Annotated in this window: 15 protein-coding genes and 1 tRNA gene; 7 read left to right on the top strand and 9 right to left on the bottom strand. The window is 63.7% G+C overall.

From position 1 onward, the window contains the following. Positions 1-14 precede the first annotated feature (14 nt). Entirely contained in the window at positions 15-1,181 is a 1,167-nt protein-coding gene (locus tag X726_RS151175) for an acetyl-CoA acetyltransferase (protein WP_023670746.1), read from the bottom strand. Between the two features lie 188 nt (positions 1,182-1,369). On the opposite strand from X726_RS151175, the gene betI reads away from it, so the two are divergent. From betI to betB, 5 genes are read left to right on the top strand one after another with little or no spacing between them, the layout of a single operon-like run. Further along, positions 1,370-1,960 (top strand): transcriptional regulator BetI, encoded by a 591-nt coding sequence (gene betI, locus X726_RS151180; protein WP_023670745.1) that lies wholly within the window; start codon positions 1,370-1,372, stop codon positions 1,958-1,960. Positions 1,961-1,968: 8 nt separating this feature from the next. Continuing rightward, positions 1,969-3,498, top strand: coding sequence for a choline-sulfatase (gene betC / locus X726_RS151185; RefSeq protein ID WP_023670744.1), 1,530 nt, complete (start codon positions 1,969-1,971; stop codon positions 3,496-3,498). Next, the gene (locus tag X726_RS151190; protein WP_023670743.1) at positions 3,495-4,499 is read left to right on the top strand and encodes a threonine/serine dehydratase; all 1,005 of its coding nucleotides are present in this window, start codon (positions 3,495-3,497) and stop codon (positions 4,497-4,499) included. Before betC ends, X726_RS151190 begins: the two co-directional genes overlap by 4 nt. A 3-nt stretch (positions 4,500-4,502) precedes the next feature. Next, positions 4,503-6,155, top strand: a complete 1,653-nt coding sequence (betA, locus tag X726_RS151195) for a choline dehydrogenase (protein WP_023670742.1) — start codon at positions 4,503-4,505, stop codon at positions 6,153-6,155. A 34-nt stretch (positions 6,156-6,189) separates the two neighbouring features. Next, positions 6,190-7,653 (top strand): betaine-aldehyde dehydrogenase, encoded by a 1,464-nt coding sequence (betB, locus tag X726_RS151200; RefSeq protein WP_023670741.1) that lies wholly within the window; start codon positions 6,190-6,192, stop codon positions 7,651-7,653. A gap of 188 nt (positions 7,654-7,841) precedes the next feature. On the opposite strand, the gene X726_RS151205 is transcribed toward betB, so the two are convergent. Both X726_RS151205 and X726_RS151210 read right to left on the bottom strand, forming a co-directional pair. Then, a complete protein-coding gene (locus X726_RS151205; protein ID WP_023670740.1) occupies positions 7,842-10,079 on the bottom strand; it encodes a mannose-1-phosphate guanylyltransferase/mannose-6-phosphate isomerase in 2,238 nt (745 codons plus the stop codon). An 11-nt stretch (positions 10,080-10,090) separates the two neighbouring features. Then, positions 10,091-11,611 (bottom strand): phosphomannomutase/phosphoglucomutase, encoded by a 1,521-nt coding sequence (locus X726_RS151210; protein WP_023670739.1) that lies wholly within the window; start codon positions 11,609-11,611, stop codon positions 10,091-10,093. A gap of 200 nt (positions 11,612-11,811) precedes the next feature. Here X726_RS151210 and X726_RS151215 point away from each other — a divergent pair. Together X726_RS151215 and X726_RS151220 are read left to right on the top strand one after the other, a co-directional pair. Further along, a tRNA-Pro gene (locus X726_RS151215) sits at positions 11,812-11,888 on the top strand. A gap of 208 nt (positions 11,889-12,096) precedes the next feature. After that, complete coding sequence (locus X726_RS151220; RefSeq protein WP_245262528.1) at positions 12,097-12,402, top strand: hypothetical protein; 306 nt, start codon at positions 12,097-12,099, stop codon at positions 12,400-12,402. Positions 12,403-12,444: 42 nt separating this feature from the next. On the opposite strand, the gene X726_RS151225 is transcribed toward X726_RS151220, so the two are convergent. The 6 genes from X726_RS151225 to glgX form a co-directional block, all read right to left on the bottom strand. Further along, on the bottom strand, positions 12,445-14,064 hold the full coding sequence (locus X726_RS151225; protein WP_023670737.1) for an ABC transporter ATP-binding protein: 1,620 nt from the start codon (positions 14,062-14,064) through the stop codon (positions 12,445-12,447). A gap of 32 nt (positions 14,065-14,096) precedes the next feature. Next, the gene (locus tag X726_RS151230) at positions 14,097-15,224 is read right to left on the bottom strand and encodes an ABC transporter permease subunit (protein WP_023670736.1); all 1,128 of its coding nucleotides are present in this window, start codon (positions 15,222-15,224) and stop codon (positions 14,097-14,099) included. Positions 15,225-15,233: 9 nt separating this feature from the next. Further along, a complete protein-coding gene (locus X726_RS151235) occupies positions 15,234-16,157 on the bottom strand; it encodes an ABC transporter permease subunit (RefSeq protein ID WP_023670735.1) in 924 nt (307 codons plus the stop codon). Positions 16,158-16,331: 174 nt separating this feature from the next. Further along, entirely contained in the window at positions 16,332-17,924 is a 1,593-nt protein-coding gene (locus tag X726_RS151240; protein ID WP_023670734.1) for a peptide ABC transporter substrate-binding protein, read from the bottom strand. 449 nt (positions 17,925-18,373) lie between these two features. After that, positions 18,374-20,023, bottom strand: a complete 1,650-nt coding sequence (locus X726_RS151245) for an alpha-glucosidase family protein (RefSeq protein ID WP_023670733.1) — start codon at positions 20,021-20,023, stop codon at positions 18,374-18,376. Next, positions 20,023-22,023, bottom strand: a complete 2,001-nt coding sequence (gene glgX, locus X726_RS151250; RefSeq protein ID WP_023670732.1) for a glycogen debranching protein GlgX — start codon at positions 22,021-22,023, stop codon at positions 20,023-20,025. The genes X726_RS151245 and glgX overlap by 1 nt, the downstream gene beginning before the upstream one ends. Positions 22,024-22,076 lie beyond the last annotated feature (53 nt).

Raw genomic sequence — 22,076 nt, 5'->3', positions numbered from 1 at the left:
TATACGGGCCGCTTCTACCTGATCCGGTCGAGGATGGAAACGTAGTTGGCGACGGCAGCGCCACCCATGTTGAAGATGCCGCCAAGCTTTGCGTCCGGCACCTGGATGCCGTCTGCTTCGCCGGTCAACTGCATGGCGGTCAGCACATGCATCGACACACCGGTGGCGCCGATCGGATGGCCCTTGGCCTTCAGCCCGCCCGAAGGATTGACCGGGAGCCTGCCGTCTTTTGCCGTCGTGCCGTCCAGCGCCAGCCTGGCGCCCTCGCCCGGCTTGGCCAGGCCCATCGCCTCATATTCGATGAGTTCGGCAATGGTGAAGCAGTCATGCGTCTCGACGAAGGAGAGGTCGTCGAGCGTCACGCCGGCCTTCTTCAAAGCCTGGTTCCAGGCCTGCGCGCAGCCTTCGAAAGACAGGATGTCGCGCTTCGACATCGGCAGGAAATCCTGGACATGCTCGTTGGCGCGGAAGGCGACGGCGCGGCGCATCTTCAGCGCCGTCGAGGTGTCGGTGAGCACAAGAGCGGCGGCGCCATCGGAAACCAGGGAGCAATCGGTGCGCTTCAGCGGACCGGCGACGAAGGGGTTCTTCTCGCTTTCCTGGCGGCAGAATTCGTAACCGAAATCCTTGCGCATCTGCGCGTACGGATTGTCGACGCCGTTCTTGTGGTTCTTGGCGGCGATCATCGCCAGCGCGTCCGACTGGTCGCCATAACGCTGGAAATAGGCCTGCGCGATCTTGCCGAAGACGCCAGCGAAACCGGCCGGCGTGTCGCCCTCCTCCGGCAGATAGGAAGCCTTGAGCAGGTTCTTGCCGATCTCGGGGCCGGGGGTCGTCGTCATCTGCTCGGCACCGACCACCAGCACGATGCGGGCGGCATTGGCGTCGATGGCGCGGATGCCTTGGCGGACCGCTGCCGAACCCGTGGCGCAGGCGTTCTCGACCCGCGTCGCCGGCTTGAAGCGCAGCCGGTCATCGGCCTGCAGCACCAGGCTGGCGGTAAAATCCTGAGGGGAGAAGCCGGCGTTGAAATGGCCGAGCACGATCTCGTCGACCTCATCCGGGCCAATGCCGGCATGGTCGAGCGCGTCGACCGCGACCTTTGTGATCAGGCCCTCGAGCGTCTCGCCTTCAAGCTTGCCGAAGCGCGAATGCGCCCAGCCGACGATGCATGCGGTCATGGCAACCTCCGTTCGCCGCAAGCCTAACATGTCATAGCGCGGCATCAGCCTCTAATATTGTTCAACAGTGAACCGTTTTCCAGTCCAAAGGATGGGCCAGGGCACATGATCGGTTGATCCGAGCGCGAGTTTTTTATTGATTGATCCGTCAATAAAAAATAATCTCTGTTTTGATCTGGATCTCCCCAATGCCGAAGGTCGGAATGGAACCGTTGCGCCGCAAGGCGCTCATCGACGCGACGATCTCGGCGATCGGCGAGCGCGGCTCGCTTGATGTGACCATGTCGGAGATCGCCGGACGGGCGGGCGTGTCGTCGGCCCTGGCCCACCACTATTTCGGCGCCAAGGACGAACTGCTGCTGGCAACGATGCGGCACATACTGGCCGAGCTGACCATCGACATGCGGCGCGCCCTGCAATCCGCCGGCTCGCCGCGCGAACGCGTCTCGGCGGTGGTCGCCGTCAACTTCTCCGACATCCAGTTCCGGCCGGAAACCATCGCGGCCTGGCTCGCCTTTTATGTCGAGGCCCAGAAATCATCGGCCTTGCGCCGGCTGCTCAGGGTCTATGCGCGGCGGCTGCATTCCAACCTGATGAGCGGACTGATCGGCATACTGCCGCGCAACGAAGCCGACCGCGCGGCGGAAGCGGTCGCGGCGATGATCGACGGGCTGTACATCAGGCGCGCGCTGAAGGACGGCGTGCCGGATGCTCAAACCGCGATCGCGCTGGTCGAAGATTATCTCGAAATCAAACTCGGCGGGCGACAGACACAGTGACAGCCTCAGTGATATCAAGGCGACCCAACATCCTGATCGTCATGGTCGATCAGCTCAACGGCACGCTGTTTGCGGACGGGCCGGCGGACTTCCTGCATGTGCCGCATCTCAAGGCGCTGGCCGCACGCTCGGCGCGCTTCGGCAACAACTACACGGCCTCGCCGCTTTGCGCGCCGGGCCGCGCCGCTTTCATGAGCGGGCAATTGCCGTCGCGCACCCAGGTCTATGACAACGCCGCCGAATTCGCTTCCTCGATCCCGACCTATGCGCATCATCTGCGCAGCGCCGGCTACTACACCTGCCTGTCGGGCAAGATGCATTTCGTCGGGCCGGACCAGTTGCACGGTTTCGAGGAGCGGCTGACCACCGACATCTATCCCGCCGATTTCGGCTGGACGCCGGATTACCGCAAGCCCGGCGAGCGCATCGACTGGTGGTATCACAATCTGGGCTCGGTCACCGGCGCCGGCGTTGCCGAGATCACCAACCAGATGGAGTATGACGACGAGGTCGCCTTCCACGCGGTGCAAAAACTCTACGATCTTGCCCGCACCTCCGAGGACGAGGCCAGCCGGCCCTGGTGCCTGACGGTTTCCTTCACCCACCCGCACGACCCCTATGTCGCACGGCGGCAATATTGGGATCTCTATGAAGACTGTCCGGCGCTTGAGCCGGAGGTGGGATTCATCCCCTATGCCCATCAGGACCCGCATTCGCAACGGCTTTACCGGGCCAGCGACTACGACAGTTTCAACATCACGCCGGAGCAGATCCGCCGCTCGCGGCGCGGCTACTACGCCAACATCTCCTATCTCGACGACAAGGTCGGCGAGTTGATGTCAGTGCTGGAGCGAACGCGCATGCTGGACGACACCATCATCCTGTTCTGCTCCGACCATGGCGACATGCTTGGCGAGCGCGGCCTGTGGTTCAAGATGAATTTTTTCGAGGGCTCGGCGCGAGTACCTTTGATGATCGCCGGCAAAGGCATTCCTGCAGGGCTGATCGAGGCGCCGGTCTCCAACCTCGACGTGACGCCGACGCTGTGCGATCTCGCCGGCATCGACATCTCCGCGATCGCACCGTGGACCGATGGCCAGTCGCTGCTGCCGTTGCTTGATGGCGGACAGCGCACCGCGCCGGTGCTGATGGAATATGCCGCCGAGGGCTCCAACGCGCCGTTGGTGGCGATCCGCGACGGCCGCTACAAATTCATCCATTGCGAGATCGACCCGCCGCTTCTGTTCGATCTCGAAGCCGATCCGCAAGAACGCACCAATCGTGCCACCGATCCGGCGCATGCCGATCTGGTGGCGGCCTTCACGGGAGCCGTGCGAGCGCGCTGGGACATGGCGGCATTCGATGCCGCGGTGCGCGTCAGCCAGGCGCGGCGCTGGGTGGTTTATCCCGCGCTGCGCAACGGCACGCATTACCCCTGGGAGTTCCAGCCGCTGCAGAAGGCGTCGGAACGCTACATGCGCAACCACATGAACCTCGACAATCTCGAGGAACAGAAACGCTTTCCGCGAGGCGAATGATGACAATTGTCCCCTCCCTCGAGCACCTCAGACAGGCCTATGCCGTGACGTCGAAGGCGACGCAGATCACGCCTTTGCTGGAATCGACAGCCTTGGCCAAGGAGACGGGTGCGGCCCGCGTCTTCATCAAACCGGAATCGCTGCAATGGGCGGGATCGTTCAAGGTGCGCGGGGCCTATTGGCGGTTGAAGCGGCTGTCGCCGGATGAGGCCATAAAAGGCGTCGTCGCCTACTCCTCCGGCAATTTCGCGCAAGGGTTGGCGGCTGCCGGCCAGGCGCTCGGCATTCCCGTCACCATCGTCATGCCGATCGACGCGCCGGCCGCCAAGCGCGATGCGACCGCAGGCTATGGCGCGCGCGTCGTGCTGACCGATCATGGCGAGCGCGCCCGTGAAGAGGTCGCAGCCGCCAAGGCCCGCGAGATTGCCGAGACCGAAGGGCTGGCGTTGCTGCATCCATTCGACGATCCGGAGATCGTTGCCGGCCAGGCCGGCGCCGGGCTCGAAGCGCTCGAACAATTCGAGGCAAAGGACGCCAGTGCCGAACTTCTGTTCTGCTCGGTCGGCGGCGGCGGACTGATCGGCGGCATGTCGCTCGCCTTCCACTATCTGTCGCCGGCAACCGAGATCATCGGCGTCGAGCCGGAAGGCTTCAACGGCATGGGTGCATCGCTAGCGCATGGCGCCATCGAGACCATGCCGATCGCGCCGAAATCGATTTGCGACGGGCTGATGTCGCGGCGGCCGGGCGACGCGCCGTTTGCGGCGGTCAAGACCGCCGGCGTGCGCGGCATCACCGTCGATGATGCCTCCGTGCGGCGGGCAATGAAGATCGCCTTCGAACGGATGAAGCTGGTGCTCGAGCCATCGGGCGCCGCCTCTCTGGCGGCGCTCCTCGGCGGCAAGGTGGATGTGACGGGTAAAACGGTCCTGGTCATGGCTACCGGCGGCAATGTCTCGCTCGCCGATTTTATTTCGCATATGAACGATGGGCGCATGTGAACCATGCTTGAAGCAGACTTCGTCATCATCGGCTCCGGCTCGGCCGGCTCGGCCATGGCCTACCGACTGTCGGAAGACGGCAAGCATTCGGTGATCGTCATCGAGTTCGGCGGTACCGATATCGGGCCGCTGATCCAGATGCCGTCGGCGCTGTCGATCCCGCTCAATATGAGCCTTTACGACTGGGGCTTTGCCAGCGAACCAGAGCCGCATCTCGGCGGCCGCGTGCTGGCGACGCCACGCGGCAAGGTGATCGGCGGCTCGTCCTCGATCAACGGCATGGTCTATGTCAGGGGCCACGCACGCGACTTCGACCACTGGGCCGAACAGGGGGCAGCCGGCTGGGGCTTCGCCGACGTGCTGCCCTATTTCAAGCGCATGGAGGACAGTGACGGGGGCGAGGACGGCTGGCGCGGCCATGGCGGCCCGCTGCACGTCCAGCGTGGCCCGCGCAAGAATCCGCTCTACGGCGCCTTTGTCGAGGCCGGCCGCCAAGCCGGGTTCGAACTGACCGACGACTACAATGGCTCGAAGCAGGAAGGCTTCGGACCGATGGAGCAAACCATTCGCGGCGGCCGCCGCTGGTCGGCGGCGTCAGCCTATCTGAAGCCGGCGCTCAAGCGGCAAAATGTCAGCGTGATCAGAGGCTTCGCCCGCCGGGTGATCATCGAGAATCAGCGTGCCGTCGGAGTCGAGATCGAAGCTCACAAACAGATTCAGGTCGTTAAGGCACGACGTGAGGTGATCGTTGCCGCATCATCGATCAATTCGCCCAAGATCCTGATGCTGTCCGGTATCGGCCCGGCCGCGCATCTCAAGGAGAACGGCATCCAGGTCGTGGCCGACCGGCCCGGTGTCGGCCGCAATCTGCAGGATCATATGGAGCTCTACATCCAGCAGGAATCGACCCAGCCGATCACGCTGAATTCGGTTCTCAACCCATTCTCCAAGGCGCTGATCGGGGCGCAGTGGCTGTTCTTCAAGACCGGCCTCGGCGCCACCAACCATTTCGAGGCCGCGGCCTTCGTGCGCTCGCAGGCCGGCGTCGACTACCCCGACATCCAGTATCACTTCATCCCGGCTGCGGTGCGCTATGACGGCAAGGCGGCGGCGAAGGCCCATGGCTTCCAGGCCCATGTCGGGCCGATGCGGTCGAAGTCGCGCGGCTCGGTGAAGCTGCGCTCTCCCGACCCGAAAGCGACGCCGGTCATCCGCTTCAATTACATGTCGCATCCAGACGACTGGACCGAGTTCCGCCACTGCATCAGGCTGACTCGCGAGATCTTCGGCCAGAAGGCTTTTGACGGCTTCCGCGGCAAGGAAATCTCGCCAGGTTCGCATGTCCAGTCGGACGAGGATCTCGACGCCTTCATCCGCGATCATGCCGAGAGCGCCTATCACCCGTGCGGCACCTGCAAGATGGGTCGGGCCGATGACATCACGAGCGTCGTCGATCCGGAGTGCCGCGTCATCGGCGTCGACGGCCTGCGCGTCGCCGACTCCTCGATCTTTCCGCGCGTCACCAATGGCAATCTCAACGCGCCCTCGATCATGACCGGCGAAAAGGCCTCCGACCACATTCTCGGCCGCACGCCGCTGGCGCCCTCCAACCAGGAACCCTGGATCAATCCGCGCTGGCAGGTGGCGGATCGATAGGGCATTGTCCGGCGAAGACCATTGGAGAATTCATATGCGCGCCCAGCCAACGGCATCGCACTATGTCAACGGCCGCTACATCGAGGACGAAGGCGGCGCGCCGCTGCCGGTGATCTATCCGGCGACCGGTGAGGTCATCGCCACTTTGCATTCGGCGACTCCGAACGTGCTGGAGCTCGCCATCGAAGCCGCGCGGGCCGCACAACCGGCCTGGGCGCGGATGAAGCCGGTCGAGCGTGGCCGCATCCTGCGCCGCGCCGCCGACATTTTGCGCGCGCGCAACGCCGATCTGGCGCGGATCGAGACGCTCGACACCGGCAAAGCGATCCAGGAGACGCTGGTGGCGGATGCACTATCGGCAGCCGACTGCCTCGAATATTTCGGCGGCGCGGTTGCCGCCTTCAACGGCGATGCGATCGATCTTGGTGGACCTTTTGCCTATACGCGCCGCGAGGCGCTCGGTGTGTGCGTCGGCATCGGCGCCTGGAACTATCCGATCCAGATCGCCGGCTGGAAATCCGCCCCCGCGCTCGCCATGGGCAACGCCATGGTGTTCAAGCCCTCGGAGAACACGCCGCTGTCGGCGCTGGCGCTGGCCGAGATCTACTCAGAGGCGGGCCTGCCCGACGGGCTGTTCAACGTCGTGCAAGGCTATGGCGATGTCGGCGCCGGCCTGGTCGGCCATGATGTCGTTGCCAAGGTTTCGGTGACCGGCTCGGTGCCGACCGGCCGCAAGGTGCTGTCGCTCGCCGGCTCGAAGATGAAGCATGCGACGATGGAACTCGGCGGCAAGTCGCCGCTGATCGTGTTCGACGATGCCGATCTCGAAAACGCCATCGGCGGCGCCATGCTCGGCAATTTCTATTCGACCGGGCAGATCTGCTCCAACGGCACGCGTGTTTTCGTACAAAGCGGCATCCATGACCGCTTCGTCGACCGGCTTGTCGAGCGGACGAAAAAGATCCGCATCGGCGATCCGCTCGATCCTGAGACGCAGATGGGGCCGCTGGTCAACAAGGCGCAGCAGGAGAAGGTCGTTTCCTACATCGCGGCCGGCAGGCAGGATGGAGCAACGCTCGCCTGCGGTGGCAACGTGCCGTCGCTGCAAGGGTTCGATGGCGGCTTCTTTGTCGAGCCGACGGTGTTCACCGGTGTCACCGACACAATGCGCATTGCGCGCGAGGAGATTTTCGGGCCGGTGATGAGCGTGCTGAAGTTCGACGGCGAGGACGAGGTGATCGACCGCGCCAACGACACCGAATTCGGCCTCGCCGCCGGCGTCTTCACCCGCGACCTGCAGCGCGCTCATAGGGTGATCGCCGAACTGCAGGCCGGCACCTGCTGGATAAACGCCTACAATCTGACGCCGGTGGAAATTCCGTTTGGCGGGGTGAAGCAATCCGGCATTGGGCGCGAGAACTCGCTGGCGGCTTTAGCGCTCTATTCGCAGCTGAAGGCGGTGTATGTCGAGACCGGGGATGTAGCGAGCCCGTATTGAGGGTTGAAAGCGAAGTGACAGCTGATCTCCCCCCTTGCGGGGGAGATGGCCGGCAGGCCAGAGGGGGGTGTGACGGATCGCCACCTTTGGTCTGATCTTCGAGTAGCTGAGACGTCGGCGGGACAGCACCCCCCTCTGCCTTGCCAGGCATCTCCCCCGCAAGGGGGGAGATTGGCAGCTCCAACGCCTCACCCCTTCTGCGCCGTGCCGTCCAGATACTGCGTCAGCGCGCAGACCAGATGATAGAAGATGCTGGCCGGCACGTCCGATGCCAAGGAGCGGCCGCGTTCGTCGATGCGGTCGATCCACAGGCCGAGCGGCGCCGGGTCGATGTGCCAGCGGAATAGCCGGCCGACGCGCGCCTCGATTTCGGGCTTGAGGTCGGGACCGCCCGAGCCATCCAGCGCAATCGCCGCCTTGATCGCTTCCGCCTGCGGCCAGCTGCGCGATACGAGGTCGAGCGGCAGGCCCTGCCGGGAGACCGCACCGTAGGCAAGGCCGGTGGCGCGGTTGAGGCCGTTGGCGATGGCCGAGGCGTAGAGCTTGCGGGCAAAATTGCTCAACTCGCCCTGGCCGCTGCGGGCGACGAAATCGGTGAGCAGCGAGGCCCATTCGAAATGATGGCCGGGCTCGGTCCATGTGCCCTTCTCGCCGGCGGCCGGCTTCCACCCGGCGTCGAAATATTCGCCCAGCGTCCAGCTCTCGGCATCGAAGAAATGACTGCGGAAAAGGTCGATGATGCGCGCGGCGCGGCGCAGATAGGTGCGGTCGCCGGTCGCCTTATACCAGGCGAGGAAGGCCTCGAGCAGATGCATATGCGGGTTGGAGCGCCGCTCGCCCTCGCCATCGGATGTCTCGAGAAAGCCGGTCATGCGGCTGTCCTCGAGATGCGCGTCGAGGAACACGAAGGTCTCCTGGCCCAGCCGCAGCGCATCCGGATCGCCGCACATATGCGCATGCGCCAGCGCCAGCAGCACGCAGGAATGGTCGTAGGCATCCTCGGTTGGGTCGGCGACGGAGCCGTCGACATTGAGCGTGCGCACCCAGCCGCCCCGGTCCGTGCGGCCCTTGCCGGCCATGAAGGCGATGCCATGGGAGATCAGGCGATCGGCTGGACCGTCCCAGCCGCGGGCCTTGGCAACGGCGAAGGCGTAGACTTGCCTCGCCGTCGTGCGCATGCGCTTGGGCTTCAACAGCGCCTCGCCGTCGAAGCCGAGCGCCTCGTGGAAACCGCCATGACGCTCATCGACGCCTGAAGTCGACCACAGCGGCAAGGTCTCCTCGAACAGCCAGTGATGCACGCGCCGACGCCAGGCGCCGCTCTCGATGACGCGGTCGTGTGCCGGGGTGAACCTGGTTTCCAGCCGGCCCGACTTTTCCAGCTGCTCGACGATCTTCTTGACGTGCTGGCTGTGACTGACCGGGGCAACGAAGGTGGCGTCCGCGGTCGAGACGATGGCGACATCCTTCATGCCGATCGCCGACAAAAGCCGGCCGTCGCTGCGGATGTAGGAGTTCTCGCAATCGATGGCGACGACATCGCCGACGACGACATTGCCCTTGGCGTCGGCAGGGCCGACATCAAGCAGCGACTGCCAGGAGCCGAGGTCGTTCCAGCGGAAGCCGGCCGGCACCATGGCGATGTCCTTGGCCCGTTCCATGATGGCGTAGTCGATCGAGTTCGACGGGATGGCGGCGTAGAGGTCGAGCGGCATATAGAGGCCGGACAGGTCGCTCGTTGCTGCCTTGTAGGCCGCTTCGGTGGCCTGCCAGATGTCGGGCTGGAAGGCCGCAAATGCGTCGCGCATGGCGCCGGCGCGAAATAGGAAAATGCCGGTGTTCCAGTAGAAGGTGCCCGCACTGAGATAGCTCTGCGCAGTGGCGAGGTCGGGCTTTTCGACGAAGCGCGACACGTCGAAGACGCCGCCGCTTTCGGCTGCGACTTCGATATACCCATAGCCGGTCTCGGGCTGCGTCGGCTTGATGCCGAACACCACCAGACGGCCGGCAAGCGCTGCCTGGCTGCCCGCCTCGACGCTCTGCCAGAACTGCTTGGGCGTGGCGATTTCGTGGTCTGACGGCACCACCAGCACCAGGCTGTCGCCGAACTCCGACAATGTGCGCAGCGCGGCCAGCGCCACGGCGGCAGCCGTGTTGCGCCCGGTCGGCTCGAACAGCGGGCCACCGCCGGCGAGGTCGAGGCCGGCAAGGTCGGCATGCACGCGCTCGGCATGGCGCTCGGCGGCGATCAGGAAGATCGGCGTTTCGCCCTCCGGCCGCGCCGTCAGCCGGCGCAGTGTCTTGGCCAGCATCGAGCCGTCGCCGGAAAGATCGTGGAACTGTTTCGGGTTGTCCTCGCGTGACAGCGGCCACAGCCGCGAACCGACACCGCCGCTCATGACAAAACTGACGATGCGCTCGGTCATGAAAGGTCCAATCAGAACGTCTGGTTGTAAGCGCCGACTTCGGGGCTGCGGCGCAGCACGGCGTCGACGGCGTCGAACATCTGCCGGCGGCGCTCGGACGATACCGGGCTTTCGACAACCACGACAAGCTCCGGCTTGTTCGACGACGCCCGCACCAGCCCCCAGGTGCCATCCTCGGCCACGACGCGCACGCCGTTGACGGTGATCAGCTCGGCGATCTTCTGGCCGGCAAAAGTCTTGCCGGCGCGCTGCATCGCCTGGAAGTCCGCCACCACCCGATCGACCACGCCGTATTTCACATCGTCGGCGCAATGCGGCGACATGGTCGGCGTGCCGAAGGTCAGCGGCAGCGCGCGATAGAGATCGGCCATCGAACTTGTGGGGTTGCGGACGAGCATCTCACATATGGCTATTGCCGTGATGAGACCGTCATCATAGCCGCGGCCGATCGGCGGATTGAAGAAGAAATGGCCCGACTTCTCGAAGCCGGCGACGGCGCCAAGCTCGGCGACGCGGCGCTTGATGTAGGAATGGCCGGTCTTCCAGTAATCTGTCTTCGCGCCGTTGCCACGCAAAACGCTGTCGGTGTTGAACAGGCCGGTCGATTTGACATCGACGACGAAGGTCGAGCCGGGATGCTGGCTGGAGATATCGCGCGCGAGCATGACGCCGACCTTGTCGGCGAAGATCTCGTTGCCCTCATTGTCGACCACGCCGCAACGGTCGCCGTCGCCGTCGAAGCCCAGCCCGACATCGGCGCCGGTCTCCAGCACCTTGTCGCGGATGGCGTGCAGCATCTGCATGTCTTCGGGGTTGGGGTTATAGCGCGGAAAAGTGTGGTCGAGCTCGACATCGAGCGGGATCACCTCGCAGCCGATGCGCTCCAGCGCCTGCGGCGCGAAGGCGCCGGCGGTGCCGTTGCCGCAAGCCGCCACAACCCTGATCTTGCGTGCGATGCGCTTGTCCTGGGTCAGGTCGTCGAGATAGGTCTCGCGAAAACCGGAGACGAAATCGTAGCAGCCGCCGCCGGCGAGATCGAAGTCGCTCGACAGCACGATCTGTTTCAGTGCGCTCATCTCCTCCGGTCCGAAGGTGAGCGGCCTCGCCGCACCCATCTTGACTCCGGTCCAGCCATTCTCGTTGTGCGACGCCGTGACCATGGCGACGGATGGCACGTCGAGCGCGAACTGGGCGAAGTAGGCCATGGGCGACAGCGCCAGGCCAATGTCTTTCACCTTTGCGCCCGCAGCCATCAGGCCGGAAACCAGCGCCAGCTTGATGGCAAGCGAATAGGAGCGGAAATCATGCCCGGTGACGATGTCGGGACCCGCGCCAAGACGGCGGATCAAGGTGCCCAGGCCCATGCCCAACGCTTGGACGCCGATCAGGTTCAGGTCCGGCCGTTGCGCGGAGCCGGCATGGCCAAACCACCAGCGCGCGTCGTATTCGCGAAAGCCGGACGCCTTGATCAGCGCTTCGGTTTCGAATTCGAAACTGTTGGACCGGGCGTCGCCTACGATTTTCAGGGACAAGGCAGCAGAGCTCCAGATGGCGAAAGCACGATTTATCGAGGCTGCGACTTAGCACACAAGGCTTTAAGCCGGGTTTATCCCGGGAGGGAAAGCCAAGCTTTGCGGCAATGCCCAACGAAAGCCAACGAAATGCGACAGAAGCGCTGCCATTGCCGCTTGCAGGAACGGTATGCGGCGGCTATAAGCCCGCGGTCTGGTCACGGAGTGTAGCGCAGCCTGGTAGCGCACCTCGTTCGGGACGAGGGGGTCGCAGGTTCAAATCCTGCCACTCCGACCAGAAAAAACAGACACTTAGGTGTTTGTTCTCCCGACCCACAAGATAGCTTGATGCAAACCGGCCGCGTCGGCGTTCGCTGTCAGCATGGTGTTTTGACGCGACAACCATCCGCGCTACCTCGATAATAGGAATGCCGCCGAGACAGCGGCCGGAACGAGGTTTGCGGAAGATGAATTTGTTTATTTCAAGCGCAGGCCGGCTGTCAGCGATGCTTGTTCTTTTCCTGATGGCAGGCTGCTCATCGCTGGGCAGCGCGGTCAACCCGGCGAAATACGACCGCATGACATGCGCCGAGCTCAATAATGCGGTGGGCGATACCGCGCGCGAAATCTCGCAGACCGCCATCACCCGCGGCAAGGTCACCAACACCAGCGTGCCGAACTGGCTGCTCGGCGGGGCACGCGTCAAGAGCGCCGTCGCCAACCGCGAGACGGCCAGGATCGAACGGCTGAAAGAGCGCGAGGCGGCCATTGTCGCCACGAGGACCAGCCGATGCCCCAGGTCAGCGGGCTGAGCGATTCGGCCCTGCCCTGTTGATTAACCTCACGCTACTATCTCAAGCACTCAACCGGAACCGGGTCACATCGATCGCCGCAGCCATCAGCGTCTGCGTGTAGGCCGCCTTCGGGTTGCTGAAGATCTCTTCCGTCGGCCCTTCCTCGACGATCTTGCCCTGCCTCATGACGATGATGTAGTCGGCCATGGCGCGCACCACGGAGAGATCGTGGCTGATGAAGAGGTAGGACAGTTCGTGGTCGGCCTGCAGCTTGCGCAGCAATTCGACGATCTGCTTCTGCACCGAGCGGTCGAGCGCCGAAGTCGGCTCGTCCAGCACCACCAGTTTAGGCTTCAGGATCACGGCACGCGCGATGGCGATGCGCTGGCGCTGGCCGCCGGAGAATTCGTGCGGGTAGCGGTTGCGTGCGTTGGGATCGAGTCCGACCTCGAGCAAAGCCTCGACGGCGCGCTGATCGCGTTGCTTGCCTGACAGGTTCGGCTCATGCACCAGAAGCCCTTCGGTGATGATCTGGCCGACGGTCATGCGCGGCGACAGCGAGCCGAACGGATCCTGGAAGACGAGTTGCATCTCCCGCCGCAGCGGCCGCATCGCCTGGCGGTCGGCGGTGGAGATGTCGCGGTCGCCGAAGCGGATGACACCGTCGCTGGGCAACAGGCGCAGAAGTGCGCGGCCGAGCGTCGATTTTCCCGAACCGGATTCGCCGACTATACCGATGGTCTGGTTGCGCTTCAGCCGGATCGAAATGTGATCGACGGCGCGTAGCAGCAGCGGTTCGCCGGCAAGGAAGCCGCCGCCGATCTTGAAGGTCACTTCGACATTGCGGCCCTCCAGCAGCACAGGAGCGCTGGACGGCGGCGCCGCCTTGGTGCAGGTCGGTTCGGCGGCCAGCAGCATTTTGGTATAGGCATGCTGCGGGTTGGCGAAAAGTGCTTCCGCCTCGCCTTCCTCGACCACCTCGCCATAGCGCATGACATAGACGCGGTCGGCAAAGCGCCGGACGATGCCGAGATCGTGGGTGATAAAGACGATGGCCATGCCGAGCTTGCGCTGCAGTTCGGCGAGCAGCACCAGGATCTGCGCCTGGATGGTGACGTCGAGCGCCGTCGTCGGCTCGTCGGCGATCAGGATGTCGGGGTCGTTGGCCAATGCCATGGCGATCATGACGCGCTGGCGCTGGCCACCCGACATTTCGTGCGGATAGGATTTCATCCGCCGCTCGGGATCGGGAATATGCACAAGCCGCAGCAGCTTGAGCGCCTCGTTCCGTGCCTCGGCTGCGTTCAGCCCGCGGTGCTTGCGAATCGGTTCGATAAGCTGGTTGCCGATCGAATAGAGTGGATCGAGCGAGGTCATCGGCTCCTGGAAGATCATGCTGATCTTGGCGCCGCGCACCTTGTTGAGGTCGGGCTTGCTCATGGTCAAAAGGTTGCGGCCGCGATAATCGACGTGACCCGTCGCCTCGCCATTGGACGCCAGCAGGCTCATCGCCGCCATCATGGTCTGGCTCTTGCCGGATCCGGATTCGCCGACCACGGCAACGGTTTCCCCTGCCTTGACGTGGATGTTGATGCCCTTGACCGCTTCGACCGCGCCGTCGAGCGTGCGGAAACGGACGCGAAGGTCCTTGACGCTGAGGATCGTTTCGGGCGTTTCCATCGCAACGGTCCCCATTTTATTTGGTCCCCATATTATCGGTCTCTCGGATCGAGCGCATCGCGCAGGCCGTCGCCGACGAAGTTCAGCGCAAACAGCGTCGACACGAGGAAGAAGGCGGGGAACAAAAGCAGCCAGTTGGCGGTGCCGATGTTCTTGGCGCCGACGGAGATGAGCACGCCCCAGCTGGTCATCGGTTCCTGCACGCCAAGGCCGAGGAAGGACAGAAAGCTTTCCAGGATGATGACCTGCGGCACCAGCAGCGTCATGTAGATCACCACTGGTCCGAGCAGATTGGGGATGACATGGCGCAGCAGGATGCCGCGCTGGCCGACGCCCATGGCTTCGGCCGCCTGGACATACTCCTGCCGCCGGATCGACAGCGCCTGGCCGCGCACGATGCGCGCCATGTCGAGCCACAGCACCGCTCCCACCGCCAGGAACATCAGCACGAAGTTGCGGCCGAAGAACACCACCAGCATGATGACAAAGAAAATGAAGGGCAAAGAATAGAGCACGTCGACGATGCGCATCATCACCTCGTCGATCTTGCCGCCGGAAAAGCCGGCCGCCGCCCCGTAGAGGACGCCGATGACCACCGCGACAATGCCGGCAAGCAGGCCGATGGCCAGCGAGATGCGCCCTGCCATCAGCGTTCGCGAGAGAAGATCGCGACCGGTGTTGTCGGTGCCGAACAGGAAGTACTGCTGTTTGACCGACGCAGTCATAGTCAATTCGAGCCCGTCGGCCGATTTGCTCTCTATCTTGGTATCGTCGAAGGCATCGGAGCGGTCAAGATAGCGGATGTTGCGGTCGTCGATCGGTTTGGTCGAGGTGACGGTGACGGTGACGCGACTGCCGTCCAGTTTCCACTCCTTGATGTCGACGCGCATGCGCTTGATGGCATCCTTGAGCGCCGTCTCGATCATGTCGGGCTTCGGATAGGCTGAAAAGCTTGGCGGCGTGCGCACATAGTCGGCATAGATGGTGGTGTACTGATGCGGCACGAACCAGGGGCCGAAGATGCTGATGACGCCAATGAAGGCCAGGTAATAGAGGCTGAACATGGCGGCGCGGTTGGCTTTGAGGCGCGCCCATGCGTCGCCCCAGAGCGAGCGGCCGACGACGGCCGGCGGAGCGGCGGCGGCTGTGATGTCAGTCATAGCGCACCCTCAGTCATAGCGTACCCTCGGGTCGACGACCGCGTACATGACGTCGACGATCAGGTTGAAGACGATGGTGAAGAGCGCGATCACCACCACGGTCCCCATCACCAGCGTGTAGTCGCGGTTGAGCGCGGCATCGACGAAATAGCGGCCGACACCGGGAATGGAGAAGATGGTCTCGACGATGACCGAACCGGTGAGCAGCGCCGCGGCTGCGGGGCCGGTGAAGGAAACGATCGGCAGGATGGCGCCGCGCAGCGCGTGCTTGACCACCACCGACCAGTCGGAGAGGCCGAGCGCACGCGCCGTTCGGATATGATGCGAACGCAAGCTCTCGATCATCGACCCGCGCATCAGGCGGGCAACGATGGCGATCTGCGGCAAGGCCAGCGTCAGCACCGGGCCGATCTTGTTGATTAATGCGCCATCACCCCAGCCGCCGATCGGCAACAGCTTCCAGGTCAATCCGAACACCAGCTGAATCACAGGAGCGATGACGAAGGTGGGGATAGTGCTGCCGGCGGTCGCCAGCGCAATCACCGTATAGTCGCCAAGCTTGTTCTGGTTGAGCGCGGCGATGGTGCCGAGCACCGAACCAAGCAGCAGCGCCAGGATCAGCGCCGAGGTGCCGAGCTGGACCGATATCGGCAGCCCCTTGGCAAACAGTTCGGTGACGGTGAAGTCAGGCAAATTGTAGCTCGGCCCGAAATTGCCGCGCAGAAGATTGCCGAGATAGTGGGCATATTGCAGCCAGAGCGGATCGTCGAGGCCGAACTGTGTTTCCAGATTGGCCCTGATCTCGGGACTGAGGCCCCGCTCCTGATTGAAGGGGCCGCCCGGTGCGACGCGTATCAGGAAGAACGCCATGGTCACGATGACGAACAGCGTCGGAATGGCGGTCAGAAGCCGCCGTAAGATGTATCGCAGCATCGGCGCCCCGCTTCGGCCAGAGCGACATACGTCCATGCGGACGCATTGCCACGCTCCGGCGCCAAATCTTCGCACCGGGCTTGCCGAAAATCGACCACGACTTTCGGACCGGTGCGATGACCGACCAGTCCGCCGCGCCCAAATGGGGCGCGGCGGTCCAGTCAAGGATGATTATCAGTCCTTGGAGACGAAGCGGGACGGATGGATGTCCATCACATTGTCATCGAAGCCATGCAGCTTCGAGGAAACGATATCGTGGAAGCTGTAGTAGAGAAGCGGAATGTTGCCGACGTCATCGACAAGGATGCGCTCGGCCTCAGTGAGGTCCTTCATGCGCTCTTCCGGCTTGCCGCCGGCAGCCGCGGCCTTGTCCATGGCCGCCTCATATGCCGGGCTGACGTAGTTCGAATAGTTGTTGCCGCTGGCCTTGCGGGTGATGCCGAGGAAGGTCTCGGGATCCTTGTAGTCGGCGATCCAGGCGGCACGCGCCACGTCGTAGTTGCCCTTCTGCTCGAGGAAGGAATAGTGGGTCTTGGTATCGGTGTTGAGCAGCGTGATCTCGACGCCAAGCGGCTTCAACTGTTCCTGGATGGCAACCGCGGTGTTCTTGTGGTTTTCCGAGGTGTTGTAGCGGATCTCCATCTTCAGCGGATGCTCGGGCGTATAGCCGAGTTTCTCAAGGATCTTCTTGGCGGCGTCCTCGCGGTCGATCTGCGGCATGTCGGCGTATTTGGCCATTGCCGGCGTGTAGCCGGCGATGCCCGGAGGCACCATCGAATAGCCAGGCAGCATGGAATTCTGCCAGACCTTTTCGGCCAGGAAGTCGCGGTCGATAGCCATCGAGATGGCGTTGCGCAGCTCGACATTGTCCCAGGGCGCCTTGTCGGTCTTGATCGCGTAATAATAGGTGCCGAGATACGGTCCGACGCGGACCTGATCGCCGAACTTGGTCTTGAGGTCAGCGAGCTGTTCGGTCGGCAGGTCGCCGTAGCTGTCGAGTTCGCCTGCCTCGAAGCGCTTCATCGCCGAAGAGCGGTCTTCGGTCGGGATGTAGTTGACGACGTCCATCTTGACGGTCGCGGCATCCCAGAATTTCGGATTCTTGACCAGCTTCATGTGGTCGTTGGGAATCCACTCGGCCAATGTATAGGCGCCGTTCGAAACGAGATTGCCCGCCTTGATCCAGTCGGCGCCGAGCTTGTCGATCGAGGCCTTGTTGACCGGGTAGGTAGCCTGGTGGGTCAGCATCTCCAGGAAGTATGGCGTCGGCGCCTTCAGCGTCACTTCCAGGGTGTTGGCGTCGATCGCCTTGACGCCCATGTCCTCGGGCTTGCCTTTCTTGGTGTTGACTTCCTCGGCGTTCTTCACGGGATAGAGCATGGAAGCGTATTCGGCGGCGGTCGCTGGATCCTCCAGCCTACGGAAGGAATAGACGAAATCGTCAGCCGTCACCGGGCTGCCATCCGACCACAAGCCGTCCTTGCGCAGCTTGAAGGTGTAGACGGTGCCGTCATCCGATACCGTCCAGCTTTCGGCGGCGCCCGGGATGAGGTTCGTCTTCTGATCGTGCATGACCAGTCCCTGGAACAGGTCGCGTATGATATCGGCTTCGTAGACGGTCGAGGTCTTGTGCGGATCGACCGTCTCCGCTTCGGCGGCGCTGCCTCTGTTATAGACGGTCTCGGCAAGGGCCGGCGTCAGGAACGTGCCTGCGGCAAAGGTCATGGTCGCGGCGACAAGCGTCGCCTTCAGCATATTTTTCAGCATGAAGTCTCTCCCTGTGGCGCTGCCCATCGGCTGCGCCTTACGAGTGTTGACGCCCCGGAACCGATTTCTGGCCCCTTCGAGCGCGCCGCCGGTTCCCGTTCCGGCAGCTGGTGGCAGGAGACTAGACAGACGGAAATATTATTTCAACCGAGTCTTGCTTGACGCTAAGTGAGCATCCTCACCCTAAACCAGCCATAGCTAATCTATATTACAAGGTCCAATTGGATGCAACTTGTGGTTGTCCTGTAACTTTAGGTTTTGCCCTCAGCAGTTGTCATTAGCGCAACCATCTGGAAACATTTCAGGAATGCCGTTCGTGGCCAAGCTCGACGAAAGTACCGAAGAAGCCCGAAAATGAAAAACGTGGCGCCGGTGGCGTTGCACGGATCACTCGGCATGGTTGCATGCGGACACGATCTTTGTTGACGCCGGACGGCGTCCCTGAAAGATCAGCCTACCTTGCCGACAAACCAGCCCAGGGCCTGCAGCGACAGCCCCTCCTCCTGCAGGACGGCACCGCCACCCAGAGCGATCGCCTCGACAGGCTGGAGATCCGGCGGCAGTGGCCAGTCGGCCGGCTTGTCGGCGAAATTGAAGACGCAGAGCAATGTCTCGTCCTCGCCCTGCCGGATGAAGGCAAGGACATCGCCCTCGGTATCGAGAAAGCGGATCGGGCCCTTGACCAGCGCCAGGTGCGCCTTGCGCAAGGCGAGCATCGTCCGGTAGCCGGCGAGCACGGACTTGTCGTCGGCGTTCTGGATATCGACCGCCCGAGCGCGGTGGCTTTCCGGCACCGGCAGCCAGGGTTTTCCCGAGGAAAAACCGGCATTGTCGGCGCCCGCCTCCCAGACCATCGGTGTGCGGCAGCCGTCCCTGCCTTTGACCCCCGGCCAGAAACGGATGCCGACGGGATCGCGCAGATCCTCGAAGGTCAGTTCCGCCTCCTCCAGCCCAAGCTCTTCGCCTTGGTAGAGACAGATCGAGCCCCGCAGGCAGGAGAGCAAAGCGATAGCGAATGTCGCCACCGCATCTGGATCGCCGCCCGGCCGCGTCCAGCGGCTGACATGGCGCACGACATCGTGGTTGGAGAATGCCCAGCAGACCCAGCCGTCGGCGACAGCTGCCTCGAAGGCCTCGACGCAGCCGCGCACATGGGCGGCTGAGAATTGCTGACCGAGCAGGTCGAAGGTGTAGCACATGTTGAGCTTGTCGCCGCCGGATGTGTAGGCGGCCAGCGTCTGCAGCGAACGGCCTTCGTCGCCGACCTCGCCGACACTGGCGCGGCCGTCATATTCGTCGAGCAAAGCGCGGAAGCGCCTGAGGAAACCGAGGTTTTCCGGTTGCGTCTTGTCGAACAGATGCTCCTGGAAGAGATAGGTGTTGGTTTCGCCGTTGGTGCCGGCGACGCTCGACGCCAGCGGCGGATTGCTGCGCAGCCAGCGGTCGTGGACATAGTAGTTGACCGTATCCAGGCGGAAGCCGTCGACGCCGCGCTCGAGCCAGAACCGCACCGTCTGCAACAACGCGTCTTGAACCTTAGGATTGTGGAAGTTGAGGTCCGGCTGCGAGGCGAGGAAATTGTGCATGTAGTATTGCCGGCGGGTCGCGTCCCACTCCCAGGCCGGGCCGCCGAAGACCGACAGCCAGTTGTTGGGCGCGTTGCCGTCCGGCCTGGTGTCGGCCCAGACATACCAGTCAGCCTTGGGATTATCCTTGCTGGCACGGCTCTCTACAAACCATTCGTGCTTGTCGGAGGAGTGCGACAACACCTGATCGATGATCACCTTCAGGCCGAGCCTGTGCGCCTCGGCAACCAGCGCGTCAAAGTCGTCGAGCGTGCCGAACATCGGATCGACCGCCTGATAGTCGGAGACGTCGTAGCCCATATCGGCCATTGGCGATTTGAAGAAGGGCGACAGCCAGACGGCGTCGACGCCGAGCGAGGCGACGTGCGCCAGCCGTGAGGTGATGCCTGAGAGGTCGCCGCTGCCGTCGCCGGTGGTGTCCTGGAAGGAGCGAGGATAGATCTGGTAGATGACGCAGCCGCGCCACCAGTCGGCGCTCTGTTCGGGTCCCGGCTGGGCATTGTCGTCGGCCATCACGGACCCTTCCTGGCGCGGGCCTTTGCGGTCCGGCGCTCGATCATGAAACTGACACTGCGGCCGGGCAGCGGCCACGCGAGGTCGACCGCTTGCGCTTCAACAGCCGGCTGCCATTCAAACCCTTGCCGCGCGGGCAGCGTGAAGACGCATTGGCGGCGATCGCCATTGACGATCACAGCCAGGCGGCCTTCCCCGCCATCGCCGAGCAGCATGACGAGGCGATGGCGCGAGCCATCGTTCCAGTCGGCTTCGCCGAGCGGCGCGCCGGTCTCGGTCAGCCAGGCGACGTCGGGCGTTTCAGAACCGGGCGGCGGCTCTCCGGTCAGGAAGCGCGTATCGGAAAGCGCCGGCACCGCGCCGCGCAGAGCTGCGAGCGCGGACACATGGGCTTCCAGCCCGACGTCGCGCCCGGCCCAGTCGAGCCAGGTGATGGCGTTGTCCTGCGCATAGGCGTTGTTGTTGCCCCCTTGCGTGCGGCCGAATTCATCGCCCGCCGTCAGCATGATGGTGCCGCGCGTGGCAAACAGAGTGGCGAGCAGCGCGAAGCGATCATGGGAACGGGCCTCGGCAATCGCCTTGTCCGAGGTTTCGCCCTCGACGCCGTTGTTCCAGGACAGGTTCTCATTGTGGCCGTCGCGGTTCTTCTCGCCATTGGCTTGGTTGTGCTTGGCTTCATAAGCGACGATATCGGCCAGCGTCATGCCATCGTGCGCGGCGATGAAGTTGACCGTGCGGCTGGCGGATTGGCCCTCCCTGCCGAACACATCGGAGGAGCCGGCGAGCCTTGTCGCCAGCGCACCGACCGTGCCGGCATCGCCGCGCCAGAAGCGCCTGACGTCGTCGCGGTAGCGGTCGTTCCATTCGAGGTAAGGCGGCCGGAAATTGCCGAGCTGATAGCCATTCGGGCCGATGTCCCAGGGCTCGGCGATCAGCACCCTGTCGGCAAGGATGGGATCGGTTGCGATGGTTTCGAGCAACGGGGCTGCCGGATCGAATGCGCCATCGACGCGACCGAGGACCGGCGCCAGGTCGAAGCGGAAACCGTCGACGCCGGCTTGGCGGACGAAATGGCGCAGCGTGTCGAGTACCATGTCACGAACGACCGGATGGTCGCAGGCGATGGTATTGCCGGTGCCGGTATCGTTGGCCAACCTGCCGTCCGGCTCGCTGCGGTAGTAGGCTTGATTGTCGAGGCCGCGCAGCGACAGCGTCGGCCCGAGCCGGTCACTTTCGCCGGTATGATTGAAGACGAGATCGAGGATGGTGCCAATGCCAACCCTGCGCAGCACCCCCACAGTATCGCGCAACTCGGCGAGGCCGCCGGGCGCCAGGCGCGGGTCGAGCGCCATGAAGGTGACTGGGTTGTAGCCCCAGGCATTGCTGAGGCCCAGCGGCGGCAAATGGCGCTCATCGACCCATGCCGTCACGGGCATCAGCTCAACGGCGGAGACGCCGATCTTCTTGAGATGTTCGACGATAGCCGGATGGGCAAGGGCTGCAATGGTGCCGCGCTGCGCTTCGGGCACGTCCGGATGCAGCCTGGTGAAGGAGCGGACGTTCAGTTCGTAGATCAGGCCGCCTGGCTGGAACAAAGGCGGCTTGGCCGGCAGCGGCTTCGGTTGAGCCCGCGCGATGGTCTTCGGCATCAGTGGCGCGGTGTCGGCGCCTTCGTTGCGCCGGGCGGCAAGCCGCCAATGATGCTGGTAGGGCCGGTCTATCTCGACGGCGTAGGGATCAGTGAGCAGCTTGTCGGGATCGAACCACAGCCCGCGCTCCGGCGCATATTCGCCGTCGGCGCGAAAGCCGTAGCGCGTACCCGCGGCAAGGCCGGCGACGAACAGCGCATGGACGCCCTCGCTTTCCGGCTGAAGTTCGAGCCGGTCGATTTCACGGGCGCCGGTGTCGTCGAAGATCGACACCCACAGGCGCCGCGCGGATGACGACCAGGCGGCGAAGCGGATGCCTTCGGGAGTGACGGTTGCGCCGAGCTGGGTCATCGGCGCATCCTCCACTCTCCCCCTTGTGGGGAGGGTCGCGAACGAAGTGAGCG

The organism is Mesorhizobium sp. LSJC285A00 (genome assembly GCF_000503155.1).
Classification (GTDB): domain Bacteria; phylum Pseudomonadota; class Alphaproteobacteria; order Rhizobiales; family Rhizobiaceae; genus Mesorhizobium.
This window is presented reverse-complemented; position numbering and strand designations above follow the sequence as displayed.